We start from the raw sequence: 20,131 nt of genomic DNA on the forward strand, positions 1-20,131 counted from the left end.
AATAGTTAAAGAAAATTTACATAATCATGTTGATTTTAAACCATCAACCCTATGATGGTAGTGACGTCACCTAATATAATGGAGTAAAAGAATGAAATACATTGGCTTGTTGTTATGGATTTTTAACAGTTTTTTGTTTGGAGAACCCAATTTTTTGATGCCTGAAGAGGCATTTAAACCATCAGCACATATGGAAAAGAAAGATACCATCAATGCCACGGTTGAGCTGGGTGAGCATATTTATATCTATAAATCCAAAGTAAAAGCTACTATTCTTGAAAAAAACAGCGGTGTCATAATCGACCATATCACTTTGCCTGAGGGGGTCAATCATGAGGGTGAAATGGTACTTACCGCATCCCCTCTCATTGACATCAAACTTGCCAAAGACAAACCGATAGAAAAAGTGGTTCCTGTCACGTTGCAGCTGAGCTATCAGGGGTGTTCCGAGCAGGGGCTTTGTTATGAACCGATCGATGTCAAGTTTAAATTTAACATTGAAACCTCAAAACTTCTCCTAAAAGGGGAGAATGTTAGCTCTGTAAAAGTAGTTCCGATTACGAAAAAAAGCCCCGTTCATGTCTCTGAAACGGATCAAATTACCCAAACTTTCATTGAAGGGAATATCCCTCTGATCCTCCTAACTTTTTTTACTTTCGGACTTCTATTATCTCTTACCCCGTGTATTTTTCCGATGATTCCTATCCTCTCTTCGATTATTGTCGCACAGGGAAAAAATATGAATGCCATGAGAGGCTTTTTACTCTCACTCGTTTATGTCCTCTCCATGTCGGTCGCTTATACCATTGCAGGCGTTTTGGCCGGGCTATTTGGAGGTAATATCCAAATCGCGATGCAAAATCCGTGGGTAATATCCACCTTTGCACTTTTGTTTGTCGGTTTAGCGGTATCGATGTTCGGATTCTTCAAAATCGGACTTCCTTCCTCATGGCAAACTCGTCTTACAAAAACTTCTGATGAAGCAAGTTCCAAGGGGGGGTATCTCGGTGTTGCGATTATGGGCTTTTTATCGGCACTGATCGTAGGACCGTGTGTTGCACCTCCGTTGGCAGGAGCATTGGTTTATATCGGGCAAACCGGAAATGCTTTGCTTGGCGGTGCTGCCCTTTTTGTTCTGAGCCTTGGAATGGGTATCCCTTTATTGCTTATCGGAACGGGTGCCGGAAAATATATGCCTCGACCGGGCGGATGGATGGATACGGTCTCGCATGTTTTCGGGGTTGTTATGCTCGGTATCGCTATCTGGATGCTTAGCCGTATTTTGCCTGCCGCTGTTTCTATGCTCTTGCTATCGGCATTACTGATCATTGTATCCATTTATTTGGGAGCGTTGGAGCCATTGCAAAGTAATCCTAAAGGGACTCAGGGGTTCTTAAAAGGGGTGGGTATTATTCTCCTTGCGTATGGTTTGATATTGCTGTATGGCGGGATCAAAGGGTCGGGAAATCCTTTGGCACCGCTGACTTTTGCCAATGAAGTGGAGGCGACTTCCCTCTCGGCTAAAAGCAGCGATATGAGCTTTAAAATAATCCACTCATCGGAAGAGCTGGAGGCACTTTTGGCAGAAAACAAAGGTAAAAAAGTGATGCTGGATTTTTATGCGGATTGGTGTACCTCCTGCAAAGAGCTCGATCATGTCACTTTTAAAGACCCCCGTGTGATTGAAGCGATGAAAGAGTATGTTTTGATTCGAGCCGATGTAACGGCTAACAGCGAAGCCGAACAGACCCTTGCAAAACGGTTCAACCTTTTCGGTCCTCCGGCCATGATTTTTTTCGATGAGAAGGGTGCACGTGTGAATGGTGCCGATTTAATCGGATTTAAAGATGCCGAAACCTTTATAACCCATATGAAAACCTTGGAGACAAAATGAAAAAAATCCTCTTGACTGTCTTATTACTAACAAGCTCCCTCTTTGCTGAGCTTGACTGGGCACCTTCGTATGAACAGGGGCTTGCAAAAGCCAAAAAAGAGCACAAAACAATCATGCTGATGTTCTCAAGTAAAACGTGTAAAATGTGCAACTACATGAAAAAAACCGTTTATGAAGATGACGATGTCGTTGAGTATGTTAAAAACTTTTTCGTTCCGATTGAAATTGATGTTCAAGCGCATCCTGACAAATACGGCTATCAGGTCATAGGAACCCCTACGTATTATTTTCTGGATTCAAATGGGAAACCGATCGGTCGTATGATGATGGGAGGCGCTATTCCTGAGGGATTTTTGCAAAAGCTCAAAGACGCGCAGCGGAGCAAATAACGATGGTGAGCAAATGATAAAACAATCTTTTTTTCTTGTCGGGTTTATCGCACTCACTGCAAATGTCTATGGCGCAGAGAATCTTGAAGATGCATTCCAGCAAGGAAAGTTGAGTGGGGACTTACGTGCGTTTTGGTACGATGGAGAGCGTGATCTTAAAGTGGATCGAACCGCTCTCACTGTCGGCGGTATATTGAGCTATCAGACAGCACCTCTTTATGGAATTCAGGCTAACACCTCTTTTTTTTCCAGTAATGGTATCACTTCACTCACCCATATGCCCGAATCGGGACAAACGAGCAACCTTAAAAGTGACGGCAGTGCCATCAATGTCCTCGGTGAAGCCGCCTTATCGTATACCTACGACGATACTGTGGTCAAATATGGACGTCAGCGACTCAACACTCCTCTAACGAATGATTATTACAATCGTATGCTTCCCAACAGTTTTGAAGCCCTTAGCGTTGAAAATCACACTCTTTCCGAGGTAACACTCAAAGGCGCTTATATTACCAAATGGAAATATAAAGATTCCGACCAATTTATTTCGCCAACCGCAAATTTTGGGTTTCATCGCAACATAATGATGATCGGAGCCACATCTTCAAAATGGGAGATGAAAAATGATGTCTATGATTATTACGTCCCTGATGTGATGAATGCCTTCTATGTTCAAAGTGAAACGCCGAAATTGCTTTCTGCAAGTTCTCTTTTTAACATTTCAGGTGCGTTTCAGTATCTGAAAGAGGATGGAGTCGGTCGTGAACTGATCGGATTAACCTCTACCTATCTTATCGGCACCAAATTAGGACTTTCTTACGGTGACTGGAGTCTTACCGGCCTTTTCACTCAAATCGGCAATCAATCTCTTGCGGGGACGGGGGGACGTTATGCCAAAATGGGATGGGGAGGATTTATCACCTTTACCGATTTTCAGATCGACGGGGAAACGGAAAATGCGGGAGCAGTAGCCTACGGCGGTGTTCTGACGCACCGGTTCGACAAAACGTTTGAAGCGTCACTCAAGTATTTGCACATCAACCAAAGCGATGCAAAACAAAGCAATCCAAATTCTCTTACCGACAATCCCCGGCCTGACTCGGATGAGTATAATTTTGATGCCACTTATCAGTCGACAAAATCATTTCGGTTACGCTGCCGTTTGGGATATATTGACTACAATCCCAATACGACAAATCTGTATAAAAATAATGCGTATAGTGAATATAATACCCGTATTATTGCTGACTATATGTTTTAATTTGATGGTAAAGGGTAAAATGTATCTTTTAGAAATAAGGATTTTGTAAATGTTTAAAACAATTATATTCAGCTGTATAACGGTGTTGAACCTCTGGGGTGGAACGATCCAAAATGATGAGCAGTTCAAAACGGCGGTTGCATCAATGGAGACAGAGAATAAGCTGATATTGATGATTTATACGACCGATGATTGCCCTGAATGTGCTTATATGAAAACGAAAGTCTTTCATGACAAAAGAGTAGAGTCGTATATGAGTCAAAATTTCGTTGTTATCGAAAAAAATGTCCACAAAAGCAAGCTTCCTGACGGATATGATTTTTTCGGGATTCCGACGATGTTTTTTATCGATAAAGCAGGAAATAAAAAAGAGACGATGGTGGGGAGTAAACGGGCGCAACCGTTTTTGAAAGAGTTGCAACGTATCCGAGGGATCAAATGAGAACCCTCTTTTTAGCGGCAGTTTTAGGGATCTCTTTACATGCTTACGACGCGGCGCATCTGAAAAAAGCGTTGGAAGATAAAGAGTGTATCGGGTGTGACTTGCGCGGAGCGAATCTCAGTAAGATAGATTTTAGCGGAGCTGATTTTCACGGCAGTGATTTAAGTGGTGCTGACCTGAGCGGAAGTATGTTCGAGATGGGGGATTTTAATGACTGTAATCTCAGTGGTGCAAATGCTGAGGGGGCATTATTTTGGAAAGGGACGATGAAGCGCTCCGACCTCACTCGCATACGTGCACGTGGGGCAAATTTTAAAGGGACGCATTTGGAACAGAGCAATCTGCGTTTTGCCGATCTTCGAGGAACCAAAAGCTGGAAAGCAAATTTTTCGGATGCGATTCTATTCAAAACCAATTTTACGGATGCAGAGCTTGGGGATGCGAAATTTATCCACAACGATCTACGCTCATCCAAGATGAAGCATACGTTGTTGTGGCAAACCCATTTTAGTGATACCGTTTTAACCAAAGTTCAATGCACTCATGCCCAAAAAGAAGAAGCAATTTTAGACGCCAATGTGACATGCCGCTAAAAAGGCTATAATTAACCCATGAATGTATGGTCGTTTGATTTTATATGGGCTTTTTTACTGCTTCCTCCACTGTTTTATTGTCTTTATCGGTGTAAGCGGGTAACCCACACACGTTATTTTCCTCATTTGCACTTTTTTGGAAATTTGAGTAAATGGAAGAATTTTGAGTGGCTGATCAAGATGCTGATCGTAACGCTGATGATAGCGGCACTCGCGACACCCGTGGTGATCGACTTTTCCGATCCGCGTAACCGTAACGGGATTGATATGGTCCTCTCTATCGATGGCAGCGGATCAATGAACGCTTCGGGATTTAGCAATGACAATGCAATGATGAGCCGGTTTGAGATCGTCCAGAAAATCGCGTCCGATTTTGTTATGAAGCGTCTCGAAGATAATGTCGGTGTGGTACTGTTCGGCGATTTTGCTTTTATTGCCACCCCTGTTACGTATGAGAAAGAGATCATTGCTGAGATGATCGGCTATCTCAATCACGGAATGGCGGGGCAGAACACCGCCATTGGCGAGGGGATCGCGATGAGCGTACGTGCGCTGCGCGATTCAAAAGCCCGGTCCAAGGTAATCATACTCCTCACCGACGGAGAACACAACAGCGGCTCTATCTCTCCCAAAGAAGCGGTAGCGATGGTACGGCATGATCATATCAAGCTCTATGCGATCGGAATCGGTCAAAAAGGGGAGTTTGACAGTGCGCTCCTCTCTCAGCTGGCCCGTGATGGGGGCGGGAAGTTTTTTGCCGCGACGAATAGCAAAGAACTTGAAGCGGTGTATGATGAAATCGATACCTTGGAAAAATCGTCGATAAAGAGTCAACAGCACACCTTTGAAGAGCACTATTACCAGTGGCCGCTTGCAGGTGCATTAGGGATGATGATGTGGTTGATGTGGCGCAGAAGGGGGTTGGTATGAGTTTTTTAACTCCTTTGTGGCTTTTGACATTGGTATTGATCCCTCTATATCTCTATGTAGGACGACGTACGTGGCAGTTTGATGCTCAGCAAAAATGGTTTTTAGTATCGATTGCGCTGGTGATTCTTGCCCTGAGTCGTCCCGTGATTGTGCAAAAACCGCTGGACGTTCAGCAGGCGGGGTCCGATGTGATTATTGCCGTCGATCTCTCTTACTCGATGCGGGGAACCGATATTTCTCCCAGTCGTTTGGAAGCGGCGAAGAAGCTGTTACGTGATTTGGTGCACAGCGACCAGCAAGATCGCTTTGGGGTGATCGGTTTTACCACCAGTGCTATCGTCCTTTCCCCTTTGACCAAAGATACGGAACTCCTAGAGCACCTTTTTAATGGTATGGATGAGACGCAGATTATGACCAAAGGGACAGAAATGATGGGGGCATTGGAACTTTCACGTAAAATGTCCCACGCCGCACGTCCGCTTGTGATACTCCTTACCGACGGAGGGGATGAATCAACGTATGAAAAAGAAGCAGACTATATCACGAAAAATCATTTAGCGGTGAGTATTGTGATGTTGGCATCCTCACAAGGGAGTACTCTCCCTACTCCTGAGGGGGGATGGCTAAAAGACGATAGGGGACACATCGTAGTGAGCTCGCGCAATGATGCGATCATATCGCTTGTTCATGCCGGCAAAGGGACAATAATACAAGGTGCTGATGCAGATGCCGTTCGCTCTGTGATCGATGAATCTCGGCAGGAAGATTTTCAGGGAAGCTCCAGTGTTATGCGCTATCAAGAGCTCTTTGTTATCCCTCTTATCTTCGCATTGATTGCTTTTCTCGCCGCAACAACAACTGTTGGAGAGAAAATACGCAAGCAAATCATATTGCTATTGGCATTGGTTGGGATTAGTGCGAATGCAGGGGTAGTTGATTTTATCACATTGTATCAGGCAAAAAAGAGTTATAAAGAAGGAGTGTATGCACGTTCGGCTGAGCTTTACGGTGCAATACCATCGCCTCAATCGCGCTACAATCGGGGAAATGCCCTTTATAAAGCGGGAAAATACGATACGGCATTGGGTGTCTATCGTGCTATTAAATCGGATAATCCCGTGTTTAAATCCCACCTTTATTACAATATGGGAAACTGCTATATACGGCTTCGGGAATTTGAAAAGGGCAGAGAGGTATTTTTGAAATCTCTAACGCTCCACTATACCCCGCAAGCGGATGAAAATCTTCGTGCTATTGCGGGGATGGAGGATTACAATCTCTCCCTTAACGTCCGTAAAGAGAAAAAAGATAAATTCTCTGCAGAGCAATCTCCCCCTGCGGGGGAGCGCAAAGAGAGCAAGCAGGGGGGCGGGAGCAATATGAAAACCGATACGGCCTCATCCGGCGGAGGAGATGAGGGGAAAAAAGTTCAAAGCGATCCTCGCCTCTCTCTCTCACAGGGAAAAGCAAAACTTAGTTCCCGTCAGTACGAGCTGATCAATCAAAGGAGTGTACATGAGACGAAACCTTGGTAGGATAATGGTTTTATGGTTTGCCTGTGCTGCTTTGGCATGGGGGGCAACCTATCAATGGAAGGTGCTGAAATCTCCACAATCGCTTCGGGTAGGTCAAAGCGGAGTTGTGCGGTATGAGTGTACGTTTAATGGGAGTGCGGTTGAATACTCGACCAAGATGAAACTCGTCGATACGCCGTTTTATGGCACTTCGGTTCTCTTTCAAAACACGAGGGTAACTCGGGGAAAACGAATGGATACGATTGATTTACTCGTTACCCCAAAAACTGCAGGAACGATAGAGCTCCGGATGAAAGCAGATATACGTTATACCTCACCCGGTGCGATTGAAAACACGGTATTAGGACGTGATAACCTAAGTAAAGATGATATCTCCGAAGAAGAGGTAGCTCTTCCCGTGGTGAGTATTCACGCGGAAGAAAACAGTGCGGCATTGACGGGGAATATCACGATGGAAGCACGCGTAGATCATATGAGTGTTCGTGCCCATCAACCGCTCCATTTGAGTCTTTTTATCCGGGGCTCTGGAAATTTAGATAAATTTGTCCCCTATGACCTCAATATTAACGGCGTGCGAATATTTGCCGAACCGCCTCAAAAATTGATCTCTCCCTCTTCCCAAGGGTATACCGGGGAGATTCGTCAGGAATTTGCACTCGTTGCCGAAAAGTCTTACGTTATAGCTCCCATGAGTTTGAGTGTGTTTGATACGGCAGAAAATCAGATTAAGATTCTTAAAACAGCTCCTCTTCACATTGAAGTGAGCGAAGGGTATGAACCCTCAATGCTTCTCGATTCTCCGGATTTGAGTGATACGGCAACCCTCAAACGGTATGCTTTGTATGCAAGCTTGGTACTGTTAGGGATGGTGCTAGGAGAAGGTTTCCGTCGTCTGTGGAAATTTCGTCCGCGACGTAAAACCAAATATTTTTGGGAGAGTGCCAAAACATCCAAGGAGTTGGTACAGATTCTCTCCCTCAGCGGCGAGAAACGCTATGATCCGATAATCCGCTTACTGGAAGCGGAAAATATGAGTTTAAGCGAAGCCAAAAAAAGGCTTGAAAAATTATTTGAATAGATCAGAGTGACTGCCGATTTCGACAAGAGTAAGTTCGAGTATCCCTTCGTTTATTCGGTAGATCAGCAATAAATCGGGTCGTACATGGCACTCTTTGCACCCTTTGTAATTTCCGCTCAGGGCGTGGTCTTTGTATTTTTGTGGGAGCACATCGCCATTGGCTAATATTTCGATGACGACAAAGACCTCTTCTTGGTGTTTGGATGAGAGTTTTTTAAACCCTTTTTTAAACGATACCGTCCGAAATATATCGTATTTCACGAGAGTAAATCTCGTTTTAACGCTTCCATCGAGGTGAATTTTTCACCCTTGCGCTCTTCGAGTTCTTGGAGAGCTATTTTCATCCGCTCGCTCGGAACTTTGAGTTCAAAAGGGATGGAGTGGGTGAGGGCGACTTGTTTACAAAAGAGGTTGATGCCGTCACTGAGACTCATACCATATTGTTTCAACACAGCGGTAGCGATCTCTTTTGCATCGTTGTCGATTCGGATGCTGGTACTAGTACGCATGGCAAACTCCTTTTTTATAATTGTACCACAAATGGGGTGCAAAATAGAATTTCGATGAATTAAGGGGACAAAAGATACCATTAAAACACATATAAATTTTTTACCGTTCGCCCTGAGTGCTTGTGTCCTTTGGGTATGTCGAACTATGAACGGAAATACGAAGCAAATGGGAATCGGTGAAGCGAAAAAGAGATTTGCTTCAAAATAAATTCGAATAGCTTTATATTGCAGTATTTGCTAAGGTAAGATTTCTTTACTCTTTTCTGAAGTGGAACGATAAAGTTAAATATTCTAAAAGGTGAAAAATGATTCATCGAATATATTACAATGATGAGATATATATAATCGATTTAAACAATTTTGACTCAATGGGCTGTTATGGACGAGTATTTGTAAATGAAGCTAAAAATAAAGCAATTAAGATGTTTTATATTGCCTCAGAATATCAAGATAATTTACAACGCAAAGAACATGTTTGTAAGACATTTAAGAATGAAATAAATGCATATAAATTGCTTTCTAGTAATACTCTAACCCTTCAATATATACCAACTTTTTATGGAGAGGTAACTGTTGAAAAAGTTGAAGATGGAAATGGAAGAGATGTTCTTGGAGAGTATTATTCTCTAGCATATTCGATGGAATTTATTCAAGGTAGATTTGATAAGATAGAAAACAAGCAGTTCAAAAATTTAAGTTATATTAAGGATGAATTTAAAAAATTGGGAGTAGAAAATACCCGAGATGCATCTGTTATACATGATAATGACACGATTTTAAAAATTATTGATTTTTCAACTCAAGAAATAGTATATCAGATTTGAATATTTAGTCGATAATGATGAGATGAAGATTTACACAAACGCCCCCTTAGTAAACTCATCAAAGACATCTCCGAAGAATTGGGATTGCTTTGAAAAGAGAAACCTAAAAAGAAACACGATAAACTCACAACAGATAAAAAGGTGACACTATGATAGATATAATTAATAAAATACGCTCCGAAGTCGCCAAAGTCGTCGTCGGTCAGGAAAATATGATCGATGGATTGCTGATCGGTTTGTTGTGCGAAGGGCATATCCTCATTGAGGGGATTCCCGGATTGGCCAAAACGACGACGGTTAAAGCCCTCTCTCAAACATTAGGATTGGGATTTAAACGGGTGCAGTTTACCCCCGATCTTCTTCCGGGGGATATTTTAGGGGCTGAAGTGTACGACCCTCAGCATAATGCGTTTAAGATCAAAAAAGGGCCGATTTTTACGAATCTTCTCCTCGCCGATGAGATCAATCGTGCACCGGCAAAAGTGCAGTCGGCACTGCTCGAAGTGATGCAGGAGCGTCAGGTAACGCTGGGGGATGAGAGCTTTAAACTCCCGCCGCCGTTTTTGGTTATGGCGACGCAGAATCCGATCGAAAACGAGGGGGTCTATCCTCTGCCCGAAGCACAATTGGATCGGTTTATGCTCAAAATCAACGTCGGTTACAATACTCCTGACGAGGAACTTGCCATTGCCCGCCGTATTGCTTCGGCTAACAGTGAAACGATACATGCCGTGATTGATCCTCAAACGCTTGAGCAGCTAAAAGCTGCTGTTAGTGCTGTCCATATCGATGAAGAGGTTGAGCGCTATATGATTACCCTCGTCACCGCGACCCGTGAACCCGAAAAATTCGGACTTTCCGAAGTTAAACGCTACATTCAGTTCGGAGCCAGTCCTCGAGTGAGTATCGATATGTTTAAAGCGACCCGTGCCGTGGCATTTTTACACGGTAAGGATTTTGTCACACCAAGTGACATTGCACGCATTATCAAAGAGCTGATGCGTCATCGTATTGTTCTGACCTATGAGGCGGAAGCGGAGGGGATTAACATCGATGATGTGATCGAGAAAATTATTAAAGCCGTACCTATTCCCTAATGAAAAACAGCCGCCACATCCTTTTAAAAGCGCGTCGCCAAATTGTTAATGACCGTATTGGTAATAACCCCTCTTTGTTTCGAGGGGAGGGGTATGACTTCATTGAATTGCGTGAGTACATACCGGGCGATGATACACGTCATATTGACTGGAATATTACGGCCAAGATGCAGCGTCCTTATGTCAAAGTATTTCGTGAAGAGCGCGAACTTAACGTGGTAACGGTAGCAATGTTAAGTGGAAGCCTCCATTTCGGGCGTGATAAATTTAAAATCGAGAGTGTTGCCGAAGCTGTTGCCTTGGTAGGATATTCGGCGATTAGCAACGGTGATCTTTATACCCATTATACTTTTTCGGAAAGCTTGGTGGATGAGGTACGATCGAGTAAAAAACACTTTGCCGTTGCAATGAGCGTCGAGCAGGTGATGGGCTCGGAGTTACTCCATCGGCGCGCCGATTACAATGCGATGGCGAATATTTTGTATAAAAAGCTTAAACGACGATCTTTGATAGTGGTGTTGGGCGATTTTTTCGATATTCCCGATCTGAGATTATTGGCAAAAAAACATGAAGTGGTTGCATTGGTAGTCCGAGACCGTCTCGAAGAGAAACCGGAGGCAATGGGATATACGGCATTGATTGATCCGGTAAACGGTGCAGTATTGGAAGGGGATTTTAACGAGCGGAGTGTGAAGCGTTATGCTCTAAAGGTGCGCGAACACGATGCGGCTTTGTTTGAGCGTTTTCGACGTGACGGTATTCGAGCTTCTAAGCTCTATACTGATGCCTCCTCTTCGGTAACGTTGCGTCGAGTATTTGAAGGACGATGATGAAAAGTACCGATATTCCCGTGAATGATATTATGCCGCTTGTCGAGGTACCCGATTATTCGCTTTATTACTTTATTGCACTGGTTGTTATAGGATTGGCGATTTCGGTGAGTGTAGTGGTGCTATTACTGAAAAAATATCGATCACGTCGCCTGAATGAGCGAAAACAACTCTATAGACAGCTGGGAGCAATTGATTTTTCCGATCCCAAGAGGGCGGCTTATGCGATCAGTGAGATAGGGTACCGTTTTGCGCATGATAACGAGAGGACGGCAAGTGTGTACCAGAATCTGTTCGAGCGTCTAGAACCTTACAAATATGCACCGACTGTGAATAAAATTGATCAGGAGACTATCGGGTATTATCGTCTCTACCTTGAGATTATTGATGCTTGAGGGGATCTATTTTCAGTTTCCGAAGCTGGGGTTCCTCCTCTTTTTTTTTCTTGCGTGTGAGACATTATGCCCCCTGCGCTCCAATGCGCTTTATTTTCCTAATACGGCACACTTCGGTGAATCGGGGGTAAAACCTCTTTGGTGGATGTGGCTGTCCAAGTGGGGGATGATTAGCTTATTTATCGTCGCCCTGATGTCACCGGTGAAGGATAAAGAAATTATGTATCATGGAGGAGGGGGATATGACATTCTCCTCATCTTAGAACCTGCAATGATTGATCGAAACGTGATTGCGCAAGTGGAGCAATTTATAGATAAACGGCCAAATGATGGAATCGGGTTATGGGTACCGGGTGCATCCGGGGTGAGTATTCCGCTGACCTACGAGCACGATGTTCTTAAATCTATCCTCGCTCAAATTCCTAGCGGTCATGATGAAGCGTTTATAAGACCCCCTGTCAGCCGTTTTTTTAATGCATCACAGGAGCGGGCGAAATGGGTTATTGTTATTTCACGCGACTCCCAAAAATCTCTCGCTTCTTTTCCTGAGGGGATAGAAACCTCTTATTCACCGGAGGGTAATCTTTCCTTATGGTTTGAGTCGATTCACCGGAATCACCCTGCATTGATCCCTCAGCAAGAACATCGATATGTGGATTATTTTTATATATATCCCCTCTTTTTCGGTTTTATGGCAATGCTCTCGTATCTGTACGGACGAAATCAAAAGGGGCTGAAATGAATTTTTTGTTCGTTCATCCTGAATTTTTTTTCTGGATGCTCCCCCCTATCATTGTCCTTTTTTATTTTTGGTACACTCAAAAAGGGGTTGAAAACACTTTGTTTACCCTGCAAGCTTTGGAACGGCTCCGTGCTCCCGCCATTACGATGGGGCTTCAAGGGCGTAACAGTCTGTTTTTTATGGCATCTATGCTGCTGATTACGGCGATGGCAGAGCCTGTTTTGATTGAGACACCACCCGATTCACGGGGCAATGTTATTCTTGCCATGGATATTTCAAGACAATCAATCGATAGTTTTGAGTATGAGAAAGAGGCTGTCTTGGCATTGATTAGAGGATTGAAAGAAGAGAACATCGGAGTGGTTGCATACGATAAAATCGGCTACCGCATTGCACCGATTAGTGCTGATCACGTAACGATTTCCGCATTAATAGAAGGGTTACATACGGATGTGATACACCCGTATGGCAGTGACCCTCAGGCTATGATTAAATCTTTGATACGTACCAAATATACTGATGATTCGATAGTTCTTGTGTTGATCTCTTCACACCCTCTTAGTGCTATTTATGGGGGGAAAGGGATAGCTGTGGTAGCAATAGAAAAGGGAAAGCCGATAGGAGAGATACTTAAACTGATCCGTAATGCGGAGGTTAAAAACCGTCTTGTTGCACAGGTTCCCCTTTTTTATTATCCCCTTGGATTAGCGATGTTACTGATTTGGATGGCACTCTCTTCTATGAGTAAGCGACGTAGCGTCCCTTTGATATCAGCGATGTTGCTTTTTGTCGCCATCCCCTCTCAAAATCATGCCGGAGTAGTTGATTTTAGGGTGTTAAATGAAGCGAGTACCCTGTATGCACAAGGAAGCTACTCTGAGAGTGCGGAACTTTTCGCTATCTACCAAAAGATACATGATACCCCTCAGGTCCGATATAACCGTGCCAATGCATTGTTCAAGGCGGGAAAATATGAAGAAGCCCGAACATGGTATGAACGGGTTTATACCCGTGATCCGAAATTAAGTGAATATACCCGCTACAATCTTGCATGTACGATGGCGATCATCGAGCAGCAAGAACCGCAAAAGAGGGTTGAAAATTCTAAAGAACGAGGGAATGCAATCTCACGTGAGAAGAGGGGAGAGAATACCCCTAAAACCCATCTGTACCGTATGGATTATTAGGTAAAAATTTCATAGAGCTTATTGGCACCTTTCATTTCACGGCGAAGGGTTGCATACTCTTCATTGCGAAGTGCTTCTTTAAACGTTTTCAGCTCACTTTCGAACAATTCAACCGCTTCGAGGACATTCTGGCGATTTTGGCGGAAAATATCTTCCCACATAGCGGGTGAACTTTTGGCGAGACGGCTCATAGAGCGAAATCCCCCTGCCGCAAGGGTGAGAATATTCTCTTTTTCTTCTTGCGCCAAAACGGTATTGGCCAAAGCGTAGGAGATGATGTGAGGCATATGGCTGATAAATGCGGCATGACGGTCATGTTGCGCCGCACCCATCGTGTGGACATTCATTCCGATGGAGCGAAAAATACGTAATGCAATATCGCGCTGCGCATTGCCGCTGTGTTCCAGATCGCAGAGTACGACTACTTTATCGGCATAAAGGCCCTCTATCGCTGCTTTAGGCCCAAATTGCTCAGTTCCGGTCATGGGGTGTGCAGGTATGAAGTTGGCACGAATGGAGGGAGGAATTGCATCAACGATGAGGGCTTTAGTACTTCCTAAATCAATAAGAGTCTTATCGCTTCCCGAAAGATCGGTACATTCACTTAAAAGAGCGATTACTCCGTTTACCGGAACAGCTAAAAAGATCACATCACATTCTCGCTTAAGTTCATCAAACGAAACGATAGCTTGAACCAAACCTCGCTCTAATGCGATTCGTTGATGCTCCGGGTTGTGGTCACTTCCGACGATTGAAGTGACAAATGAGATATGTTTGAGAGCCAATGCCATCGAGCCTCCCATCAATCCCAATCCCATAATCCCGATTTTCATCCCTATTCCTCTTCTGTAATCGTGCTATTTTAGCCATTTTAAGTTTAAATTTACGGAAGATTAATCCTATCGGTGATAGAATGGGAGACTATTTTAACGCAACGGACTTTGGCTTGAAAAAAATCACCCTCTCTTTGGTAGTGGCGAGTGCCCTCCTTCACGCATCGACACAAAACGTTCAATCGATCCAATATGATGGCATGGTCCATATTTCCGAGGCAGTTGCAAAACGCCTTAACACCCTTAAAGTGGGTGAACCGCTTGATCCACTCGAAGTGGATAAGAGTGTTAAAGCTTTTTTTGAGCAAGGCTATTTTGAAGATGTTTGGGTTGACGAAGAGAACGGTAAAGTTACCTTTCACTTTAAAGAAAAACCGACCATATCCAAAATAGAGCTTAAAGGGTACAAAGAGAATGATGCCGAAGCTCAGAAAACTCTTCTTCAGATTGAAAAAGGGTCTTTATACGATGAAAAAAGGATCGAAGCTGCTAAGAAACGGTTGATTGATGTTCTCAATCAAGACGGGAAAATTGATTCCGTTGTTGAGATTGAAAGCAAGAAACTGGATAACGGCAGTATGCAAGTGACCTTTATTGTCAATGAAGGTGAAGAAATCATCATCAAAAAAGTGCGTTATGCGGGTGTAGAAGCGCTCAATAGCAAAGATTTTGACAGTACTATTGCTAACAAAGAGCAGCAGTTTATGGGATGGATGTGGGGACGTAACAACGGGAAAATGAAACTCTCCGAACTTCAGTATGATCCTTTGCGTATTCGTGATTTTTATATGCAAAACGGATATTTGGATTCTAAAGTGGATGAACCGTTTGTCCAAGTTGATTTTGACCATTATACGGCTCAAATGGACTATCATATCTTTGAAGGGGATGTCTACCGTGTCAGTGATATTTTAATCTTCCAAGACACTTCCGTCATTAACGATCAATCCCTTTTGGATATCATTAAACTGGAAAAAAACAAACCTTTCAACATTAAAACCTTTCGTGATGATGCAGATCGGATCAAAACCAAAATTGCCGATTTGGGATATGCGTTTGTACAAGTGCAACCCGATTTAAAAAAAGACAAAGAGGGTAAAAGCGTTGATGTCATTTATCGCATCACACCGGGCAAAAAGGTTCATATCCGTAATGTGGTAATTGCGGGTAATAACCGTACTCTGGATCGCGTTGTCCGTCGTGAACTCTTTTTGGCACCGGGTGATTTGTACAGTATGACGAATCTGAAAGACTCTCGTAATGCGATCGGGCGTACCGGATATTTTGAGAGCAATACGATCGAAGAGAAGCGTATCGATGATGAGACGATGGATTTGATCGTTCAGACCAAAGAGACTGCAACCGGTAATATTCAGCTCGGAGGGGGATACGGAAGCTTCGGCGGAATTATGCTCAGTGTAGCCGTAAGCGATCGGGATATTTTCGGTTCAGGGATCAATGTTGGAGTTCACCTTGAACGATCGGTACGTACCAGTAATTACTCCTTCAATATTACCAATCCGCGGCTCAATGACAGCGATTTCAGTGGTAATTTTTCTATCTTTGACAGCAGAATTATGTACACCACCTATACGGTTGAATCAGCAGGAATAAGTCTCGGTACCGGGCACCGTTTCAGTCGTTATATCAATGGCTATGTAGGGTATAACTACTCTAAAAATAAATACAGTGATTTTCTTGACGCTAATACAACTGCGGCTCTGTATGGTACGACAGTATTAAGTACGCCGCTGTTAGATCAAAGATATTATCAGAATTATGACAAAAGTTCGGTGATTTTATCCGCGACGTTCGATAACACGGATGACTATTACATCCCGCGTGAAGGGGTAGCTTTCTCACAGAGTTTCGAAAAATCGGGACTTGGAGGGAGTGCCGATTTTCTTAAAAGCCGTACTAATTTCGGAATTTATCAGGGACTTCAGAAATGGATTGATTTTGATATGATTTTACGGTACAAGGCTCGTTTTAATTATATAAAAGACACCGGATTTGTCCCTATTGCGGAAAAATTTTATATGGGTGGAATCGGTTCGGTTCGTGGCTTCCAAAATTATTCTATCTCTCCTTACATGAGAAATGCGGATGGGAGCCCTTCGTATAATTATGCAGGATATATAGAGCGTATCGGCGGATCTGAAACGTTTTCCAATAGTGTTGAATTGAGCGTGCCACTAGTTCCGGAAGCAAAGATGCGTGCGACGGCATTTATCGATTACGGGTGGATCGGGGATAGCAGCTTAACCGAAATGGCACGCGGAGGTTACGGGGTTGGATTGGAGTGGTTCTCACCTGTTGGGCCATTACAGCTTGTGTTTGCAAATCCTATCGGAGCAAAGCCAGAGGATAACATTGCCCATTTCGAATTTACAATTGGACAGCGCTTCTAGTATCGGTTCAAATCCTTCCGGCTTAGATCCGGAAGGTTAATACCAGTTTTTTAGGAAGCGGTAAATCTTTCAATTTTTCACGCGCAAGGTAAAGATGTTGACCCTTTATCTCCAAAACTCCCTCGTTGAACTCTAAATTTATCATTTGTGCATTTTGACGCTGTGCCAGTAAAAAGTGGGCAAGCCAAAGAATTGTATAAAGGGCATCGAGCGTCTGCATTTCAGGCAAAAGAGTTGCAAAAGAGTTTTTTGATATAAGATCGGATGCCGTATGACCTTTTTTAAAGAGGAGCAGGTGGGCAATCAAGGCGATTTGCCGATGGGTAAGCGCGTAATCAAGAGCACTTAGGGCTAAATAATGGCTGTGCCGCTGATAGGCATAGTATCGTACTCCAATACCAATGGGAAGAAGTTTTGCCGCGATAACAAGTTCATGGCGATAATGGGGCGGAATCTCTAATGAAAGATGTAAAAGGTCAAAAAGCCGTTTGGATAATGCGGCACATTGATTTCCGTGATCACTGTGTGTAGCGTACGAATCGAGTAAAAATCGGACACTTGGATTGTAGTTAGCGGGAAACCTGTCGTGAGCGTTGCGAAGCAGGTCGGATAGGAAAACTCCTTCGCGTACTCCAACACCGCTGCAGATAAGCTCTTTGGCCTCGAGATGATTGAGTATCCGCAGTAGAATTAATGTTCCGGGTTTAATGGTATCGAAACGATCGGGTTTGATAAAAAGGCTTTTGAGCTTTTTGGGTGAGGCGCTGAGAATTTGAGTGGCGAATTCACCGAAGCGGATGTCATTGATACTGTATCCATGAAGCTTTTTTAGAGGGTATTGCTCTTTTTTCATTAAAGCGCGGGTTAAAGCTCGAAACGTCCCTCCGATACCGATAAGCGTTTGTGTTTTAATGGGCGGAAGTGCTTGCAGGGCTGTATCAATATAACGGATCGCACCCTCGGTATCGTTATGATCCAAAAAGAGCTCTTTGATTCGGACTGTACCGATATTGAGGGAAAACATCGATTCGACCGTGCCGTTGTTTAGCAGAGCAAATTCACTTGATCCCCCTCCTACATCTACCGAAATAGCTTCCATCGGAGCGAGTAAATTGGTACAGGCCATTCCGCCTAGATAAGCTTCTTTTGCCCCATCGATAACTTTGATAGAGAGCGCGTGTTCTCTACGTATACGAGTGATAAATTCACTTGAATTCGGAGCATCGCGAAGGGCAGAAGTTGCAACACAAAGAATTTTTCGAGCATCGAATGAATGTGCGATGCTTAAAAATTCTCCCAATGCGAGAGCGGTTCGTTCCATTGGCTCATTTTGGAGGTAACCGCCGTTTTTATAGGCATTTTCTCCTAAACGGACGGAACTTTTGGCTTCATGAATAATATGAAAAGCAAAACGGCTGGTTTTTTGAAATACCGCCATCCTCATGGAATTGCTTCCAATGTCGATAATGGCGGTACATTGTGCCATTTATTGTTCTTCTTCTATCAGCTGTTTATGCTTGTAGAGAAGCTCTTGCATCGTCTCAACATTATCTTTATCGGGAATAATACAGTCAACCGGACAAACCGCAATACATGCAGGCTCATCATAGGTTCCGACACACTCGGTACAGCGATCCGGATCGATGATATAAATTGGATCACCCTCTTCGATAGCATCCATCGGACACTCTTCACGACACGCGTCGCAAGCAATACATTCATCGACTATTAGTAGCGGCATAGGTTCAACCTCGGTTTTTATATTCGTTTGTGCGCGATTTATAGCGAAACGAAGCTTTAAAATATATTTATCGTATAAAGTTAGGATTTATTTAGCGCATCGGAAGGACACAACACAGCTTGGAAGCCAAGACAAGACGTGCGATGGTACCGTCTATTCCGTCATTTCGATTGGTGAGAGTAATCTCTGCTCCAATTGCTTCTGCGGCACTTTTTGCCAAAAACAGTCCCAGCCCGACCCCTGATTTGTTCCCTTGACGCTTAAACGGGGCAAAAAGGTCTATACTTTCATCAATTCCACATCCTTCATCAATTACTTCGATGACAATTCCGGTATGGTCCAAATGGCTTTGGAAGAGGATAGTTTTCCCTTCGGGGGTAAATTTCATCGCGTTTTGTAAGAAATTCTGAAGAATCTGATTGAGTAATGTCACTTGCAATACCGCCATAAACGAGTCGGGCTCGAAATTGGTTTTGAGAACTTTATTTTCACTATGGGCGAGAAGGGCAAAATCCCCTTCCCATTTTTTGAGAATTTTAATGATATCGGCTTCGCTAGGCATCTCTAATTGTGCCCCCTCTTGACGACCAATATGGAGGATGTCGGCAACGATTTTATTCATCTCATCGACGCTTTGATTCGTGATGCGGATCGCTTCGATGTACTCTTCAGGACTCCGTTGTTTGATCAAGGTTACCTGATTTTTAAGTTTGATGACGGCAAGAGGAGTTTTAAGCTCATGGGCCGCACCGATAAAGAGTTCTTTTTGATATTTTACAAAATTCTGAATTCGTCCGATGAGCCGATTGAGCGTTTCACCAAGGGGTTCAAACTCATCAGGGAGTTGATCTACCTTAATGGGACGTATAAGGTGTTCATTCATATTCGATAGCCTTCTGGTGAGGCTGCTGATAGGTGCAATCAGCATTTTTGAAAAAGCGATTGCATAAAGAATAATGACGACAAACCCTACCGCATTGATGAGAAAGATAGAGTTTAAAATTTTATGTAAAAGCCGCTTTGTAGGGGTGATGTCACGACTGATTTTCAGATAGGATAATTTTTCAAAATCAAAAGGATAGATGAGAGTAAGCGTTGTTGTTTTATCGGGATGATTGGTCTCAAAAAAATTGAGATGGTCTTCGTTGGGTGAAAGGGTGACAAGCTCGATGCTAAGACCCATTAATGAGTCTGCATTATTTTGCTTTGCCGATAGGAGCGATTTGTAAGCAGAAATATTTTCGGCAAAACTAATCAGCTCAGCTTGTTTTTCGTCATATATGGATTGTTTTATAAAAAGGTATAGAAAAGAGGAAAAAAGGATGACCAATGCCGCTGAAGCGACAATGAGCTGGAACAGAAAACGTCGTCGTATACTTCTTTTTGAAAACAAAGGGTGTCCTTATGTAAAAAGGGTGAATCATTAAAGAACTATAGCGT

At 43.4% G+C, this 20,131-nt stretch carries 21 protein-coding genes; 15 read left to right on the forward strand and 6 right to left on the reverse strand.

Annotated elements, in window-relative coordinates; translation table 11 throughout:
- The first annotated feature begins 91 nt into the window (after positions 1–91).
- The 8 genes from dsbD to WC407_RS04395 are packed head-to-tail and all read left to right on the forward strand — an operon-like array spanning position 92 to position 8,122.
- Entirely contained in the window at positions 92–1,894 is a 1,803-nt protein-coding gene (gene dsbD, locus WC407_RS04360) for a protein-disulfide reductase DsbD (protein ID WP_373021348.1), read from the forward strand.
- Entirely contained in the window at positions 1,891–2,283 is a 393-nt protein-coding gene (locus WC407_RS04365; protein WP_373021349.1) for a thioredoxin family protein, read from the forward strand. Before dsbD ends, WC407_RS04365 begins: the two co-directional genes overlap by 4 nt.
- Positions 2,284–2,296: 13 nt before the next feature.
- A complete protein-coding gene (locus tag WC407_RS04370; protein WP_373021350.1) occupies positions 2,297–3,544 on the forward strand; it encodes an OprD family outer membrane porin in 1,248 nt (415 codons plus the stop codon).
- Between the two features lie 49 nt (positions 3,545–3,593).
- Positions 3,594–3,986, forward strand: coding sequence for a thioredoxin family protein (locus WC407_RS04375; protein ID WP_373021351.1), 393 nt, complete (start codon positions 3,594–3,596; stop codon positions 3,984–3,986).
- Positions 3,983–4,579 carry a pentapeptide repeat-containing protein gene (locus tag WC407_RS04380; protein WP_373021352.1) on the forward strand — a complete coding sequence of 199 codons (597 nt, stop codon included), beginning with the start codon at positions 3,983–3,985 and terminating at the stop codon, positions 4,577–4,579. The genes WC407_RS04375 and WC407_RS04380 overlap by 4 nt, the downstream gene beginning before the upstream one ends.
- Positions 4,580–4,597: 18 nt before the next feature.
- Complete coding sequence (locus tag WC407_RS04385) at positions 4,598–5,509, forward strand: VWA domain-containing protein (RefSeq protein ID WP_373021353.1); 912 nt, start codon at positions 4,598–4,600, stop codon at positions 5,507–5,509.
- Positions 5,506–7,044: a VWA domain-containing protein gene (locus WC407_RS04390; RefSeq protein ID WP_373021354.1), complete on the forward strand. Its 1,539-nt coding sequence runs from the start codon at positions 5,506–5,508 to the stop codon at positions 7,042–7,044. The genes WC407_RS04385 and WC407_RS04390 overlap by 4 nt, the downstream gene beginning before the upstream one ends.
- Complete coding sequence (locus WC407_RS04395; RefSeq protein ID WP_373021355.1) at positions 7,025–8,122, forward strand: hypothetical protein; 1,098 nt, start codon at positions 7,025–7,027, stop codon at positions 8,120–8,122. The genes WC407_RS04390 and WC407_RS04395 overlap by 20 nt, the downstream gene beginning before the upstream one ends.
- Here the strand turns inward: WC407_RS04395 and WC407_RS04400 are convergent.
- Together WC407_RS04400 and WC407_RS04405 are read right to left on the reverse strand one after the other, a co-directional pair.
- Positions 8,111–8,383: a type II toxin-antitoxin system YafQ family toxin gene (locus tag WC407_RS04400; protein ID WP_373021356.1), complete on the reverse strand. Its 273-nt coding sequence runs from the start codon at positions 8,381–8,383 to the stop codon at positions 8,111–8,113. The genes WC407_RS04395 and WC407_RS04400 overlap by 12 nt on opposite strands.
- Entirely contained in the window at positions 8,380–8,631 is a 252-nt protein-coding gene (locus tag WC407_RS04405) for a type II toxin-antitoxin system RelB/DinJ family antitoxin (protein ID WP_295012412.1), read from the reverse strand. Before WC407_RS04405 ends, WC407_RS04400 begins: the two co-directional genes overlap by 4 nt.
- A 305-nt stretch (positions 8,632–8,936) precedes the next feature.
- Between WC407_RS04405 and WC407_RS04410 the strand changes: the two genes are divergently transcribed.
- From WC407_RS04410 to WC407_RS04435, 6 genes are all read left to right on the forward strand, one after another.
- Positions 8,937–9,455, forward strand: coding sequence for a hypothetical protein (locus WC407_RS04410; protein ID WP_373021357.1), 519 nt, complete (start codon positions 8,937–8,939; stop codon positions 9,453–9,455).
- A gap of 149 nt (positions 9,456–9,604) precedes the next feature.
- Positions 9,605–10,552, forward strand: a complete 948-nt coding sequence (locus WC407_RS04415; RefSeq protein WP_373021358.1) for an AAA family ATPase — start codon at positions 9,605–9,607, stop codon at positions 10,550–10,552.
- Entirely contained in the window at positions 10,552–11,382 is an 831-nt protein-coding gene (locus tag WC407_RS04420) for a DUF58 domain-containing protein (protein WP_373021359.1), read from the forward strand. Before WC407_RS04415 ends, WC407_RS04420 begins: the two co-directional genes overlap by 1 nt.
- Entirely contained in the window at positions 11,382–11,777 is a 396-nt protein-coding gene (locus tag WC407_RS04425; RefSeq protein ID WP_373021360.1) for a hypothetical protein, read from the forward strand. The genes WC407_RS04420 and WC407_RS04425 overlap by 1 nt, the downstream gene beginning before the upstream one ends.
- Positions 11,758–12,519, forward strand: a complete 762-nt coding sequence (locus WC407_RS04430; RefSeq protein WP_373021361.1) for a hypothetical protein — start codon at positions 11,758–11,760, stop codon at positions 12,517–12,519. Before WC407_RS04425 ends, WC407_RS04430 begins: the two co-directional genes overlap by 20 nt.
- Positions 12,516–13,706, forward strand: coding sequence for a tetratricopeptide repeat protein (locus WC407_RS04435; protein WP_373021362.1), 1,191 nt, complete (start codon positions 12,516–12,518; stop codon positions 13,704–13,706). Before WC407_RS04430 ends, WC407_RS04435 begins: the two co-directional genes overlap by 4 nt.
- Here the strand turns inward: WC407_RS04435 and WC407_RS04440 are convergent.
- On the reverse strand, positions 13,703–14,539 hold the full coding sequence (locus tag WC407_RS04440; protein ID WP_373021363.1) for a prephenate dehydrogenase: 837 nt from the start codon (positions 14,537–14,539) through the stop codon (positions 13,703–13,705). The genes WC407_RS04435 and WC407_RS04440 overlap by 4 nt on opposite strands.
- 80 nt (positions 14,540–14,619) lie before the next feature.
- Here WC407_RS04440 and bamA point away from each other — a divergent pair, with 80 nt between their 5' ends.
- Positions 14,620–16,950, forward strand: coding sequence for an outer membrane protein assembly factor BamA (gene bamA / locus WC407_RS04445; protein WP_373021364.1), 2,331 nt, complete (start codon positions 14,620–14,622; stop codon positions 16,948–16,950).
- A gap of 22 nt (positions 16,951–16,972) precedes the next feature.
- On the opposite strand, the gene WC407_RS04450 is transcribed toward bamA, so the two are convergent.
- The 3 genes from WC407_RS04450 to WC407_RS04460 all read right to left on the reverse strand — a co-directional run bounded on the left by WC407_RS04450 (position 16,973) and on the right by WC407_RS04460 (position 20,084).
- Positions 16,973–18,436 (reverse strand): Ppx/GppA phosphatase family protein, encoded by a 1,464-nt coding sequence (locus WC407_RS04450; protein WP_373021365.1) that lies wholly within the window; start codon positions 18,434–18,436, stop codon positions 16,973–16,975.
- Positions 18,437–18,691, reverse strand: a complete 255-nt coding sequence (locus WC407_RS04455) for a YfhL family 4Fe-4S dicluster ferredoxin (RefSeq protein ID WP_373021366.1) — start codon at positions 18,689–18,691, stop codon at positions 18,437–18,439. It lies immediately after the preceding gene.
- 91 nt (positions 18,692–18,782) lie between these two features.
- Positions 18,783–20,084, reverse strand: a complete 1,302-nt coding sequence (locus WC407_RS04460; protein WP_373021367.1) for a sensor histidine kinase — start codon at positions 20,082–20,084, stop codon at positions 18,783–18,785.
- Positions 20,085–20,131: the final 47 nt, after the last annotated feature.

Origin of the sequence: Sulfuricurvum sp. (assembly GCF_041651515.1) — a bacterium.
In the GTDB taxonomy this organism is placed as follows: Bacteria; Campylobacterota; Campylobacteria; order Campylobacterales; family Sulfurimonadaceae; genus Sulfuricurvum.

Bases quoted from the DNA above. Each gene is read 5' to 3' on its own strand.
- dsbD (WP_373021348.1), top strand. From the start codon at position 92: ATGAAATACATTGGCTTGTTGTTATGGATTTTTAACAGTTTTTTGTTT.
- WC407_RS04365 (WP_373021349.1), top strand. From the start codon at position 1,891: ATGAAAAAAATCCTCTTGACTGTCTTATTACTAACAAGCTCCCTCTTT.
- WC407_RS04370 (WP_373021350.1), top strand. From the start codon at position 2,297: ATGATAAAACAATCTTTTTTTCTTGTCGGGTTTATCGCACTCACTGCA.
- WC407_RS04375 (WP_373021351.1), top strand. From the start codon at position 3,594: ATGTTTAAAACAATTATATTCAGCTGTATAACGGTGTTGAACCTCTGG.
- WC407_RS04380 (WP_373021352.1), top strand. From the start codon at position 3,983: ATGAGAACCCTCTTTTTAGCGGCAGTTTTAGGGATCTCTTTACATGCT.
- WC407_RS04385 (WP_373021353.1), top strand. From the start codon at position 4,598: ATGAATGTATGGTCGTTTGATTTTATATGGGCTTTTTTACTGCTTCCT.
- WC407_RS04390 (WP_373021354.1), top strand. From the start codon at position 5,506: ATGAGTTTTTTAACTCCTTTGTGGCTTTTGACATTGGTATTGATCCCT.
- WC407_RS04395 (WP_373021355.1), top strand. From the start codon at position 7,025: ATGAGACGAAACCTTGGTAGGATAATGGTTTTATGGTTTGCCTGTGCT.
- WC407_RS04405 (WP_295012412.1), bottom strand. From the start codon at position 8,631: ATGCGTACTAGTACCAGCATCCGAATCGACAACGATGCAAAAGAGATC.
- WC407_RS04410 (WP_373021357.1), top strand. From the start codon at position 8,937: ATGATTCATCGAATATATTACAATGATGAGATATATATAATCGATTTA.
- WC407_RS04415 (WP_373021358.1), top strand. From the start codon at position 9,605: ATGATAGATATAATTAATAAAATACGCTCCGAAGTCGCCAAAGTCGTC.
- WC407_RS04420 (WP_373021359.1), top strand. From the start codon at position 10,552: ATGAAAAACAGCCGCCACATCCTTTTAAAAGCGCGTCGCCAAATTGTT.
- WC407_RS04425 (WP_373021360.1), top strand. From the start codon at position 11,382: ATGAAAAGTACCGATATTCCCGTGAATGATATTATGCCGCTTGTCGAG.
- WC407_RS04435 (WP_373021362.1), top strand. From the start codon at position 12,516: ATGAATTTTTTGTTCGTTCATCCTGAATTTTTTTTCTGGATGCTCCCC.
- WC407_RS04440 (WP_373021363.1), bottom strand. From the start codon at position 14,539: ATGAAAATCGGGATTATGGGATTGGGATTGATGGGAGGCTCGATGGCA.
- bamA (WP_373021364.1), top strand. From the start codon at position 14,620: ATGGGAGACTATTTTAACGCAACGGACTTTGGCTTGAAAAAAATCACC.
- WC407_RS04450 (WP_373021365.1), bottom strand. From the start codon at position 18,436: ATGGCACAATGTACCGCCATTATCGACATTGGAAGCAATTCCATGAGG.
- WC407_RS04455 (WP_373021366.1), bottom strand. From the start codon at position 18,691: ATGCCGCTACTAATAGTCGATGAATGTATTGCTTGCGACGCGTGTCGT.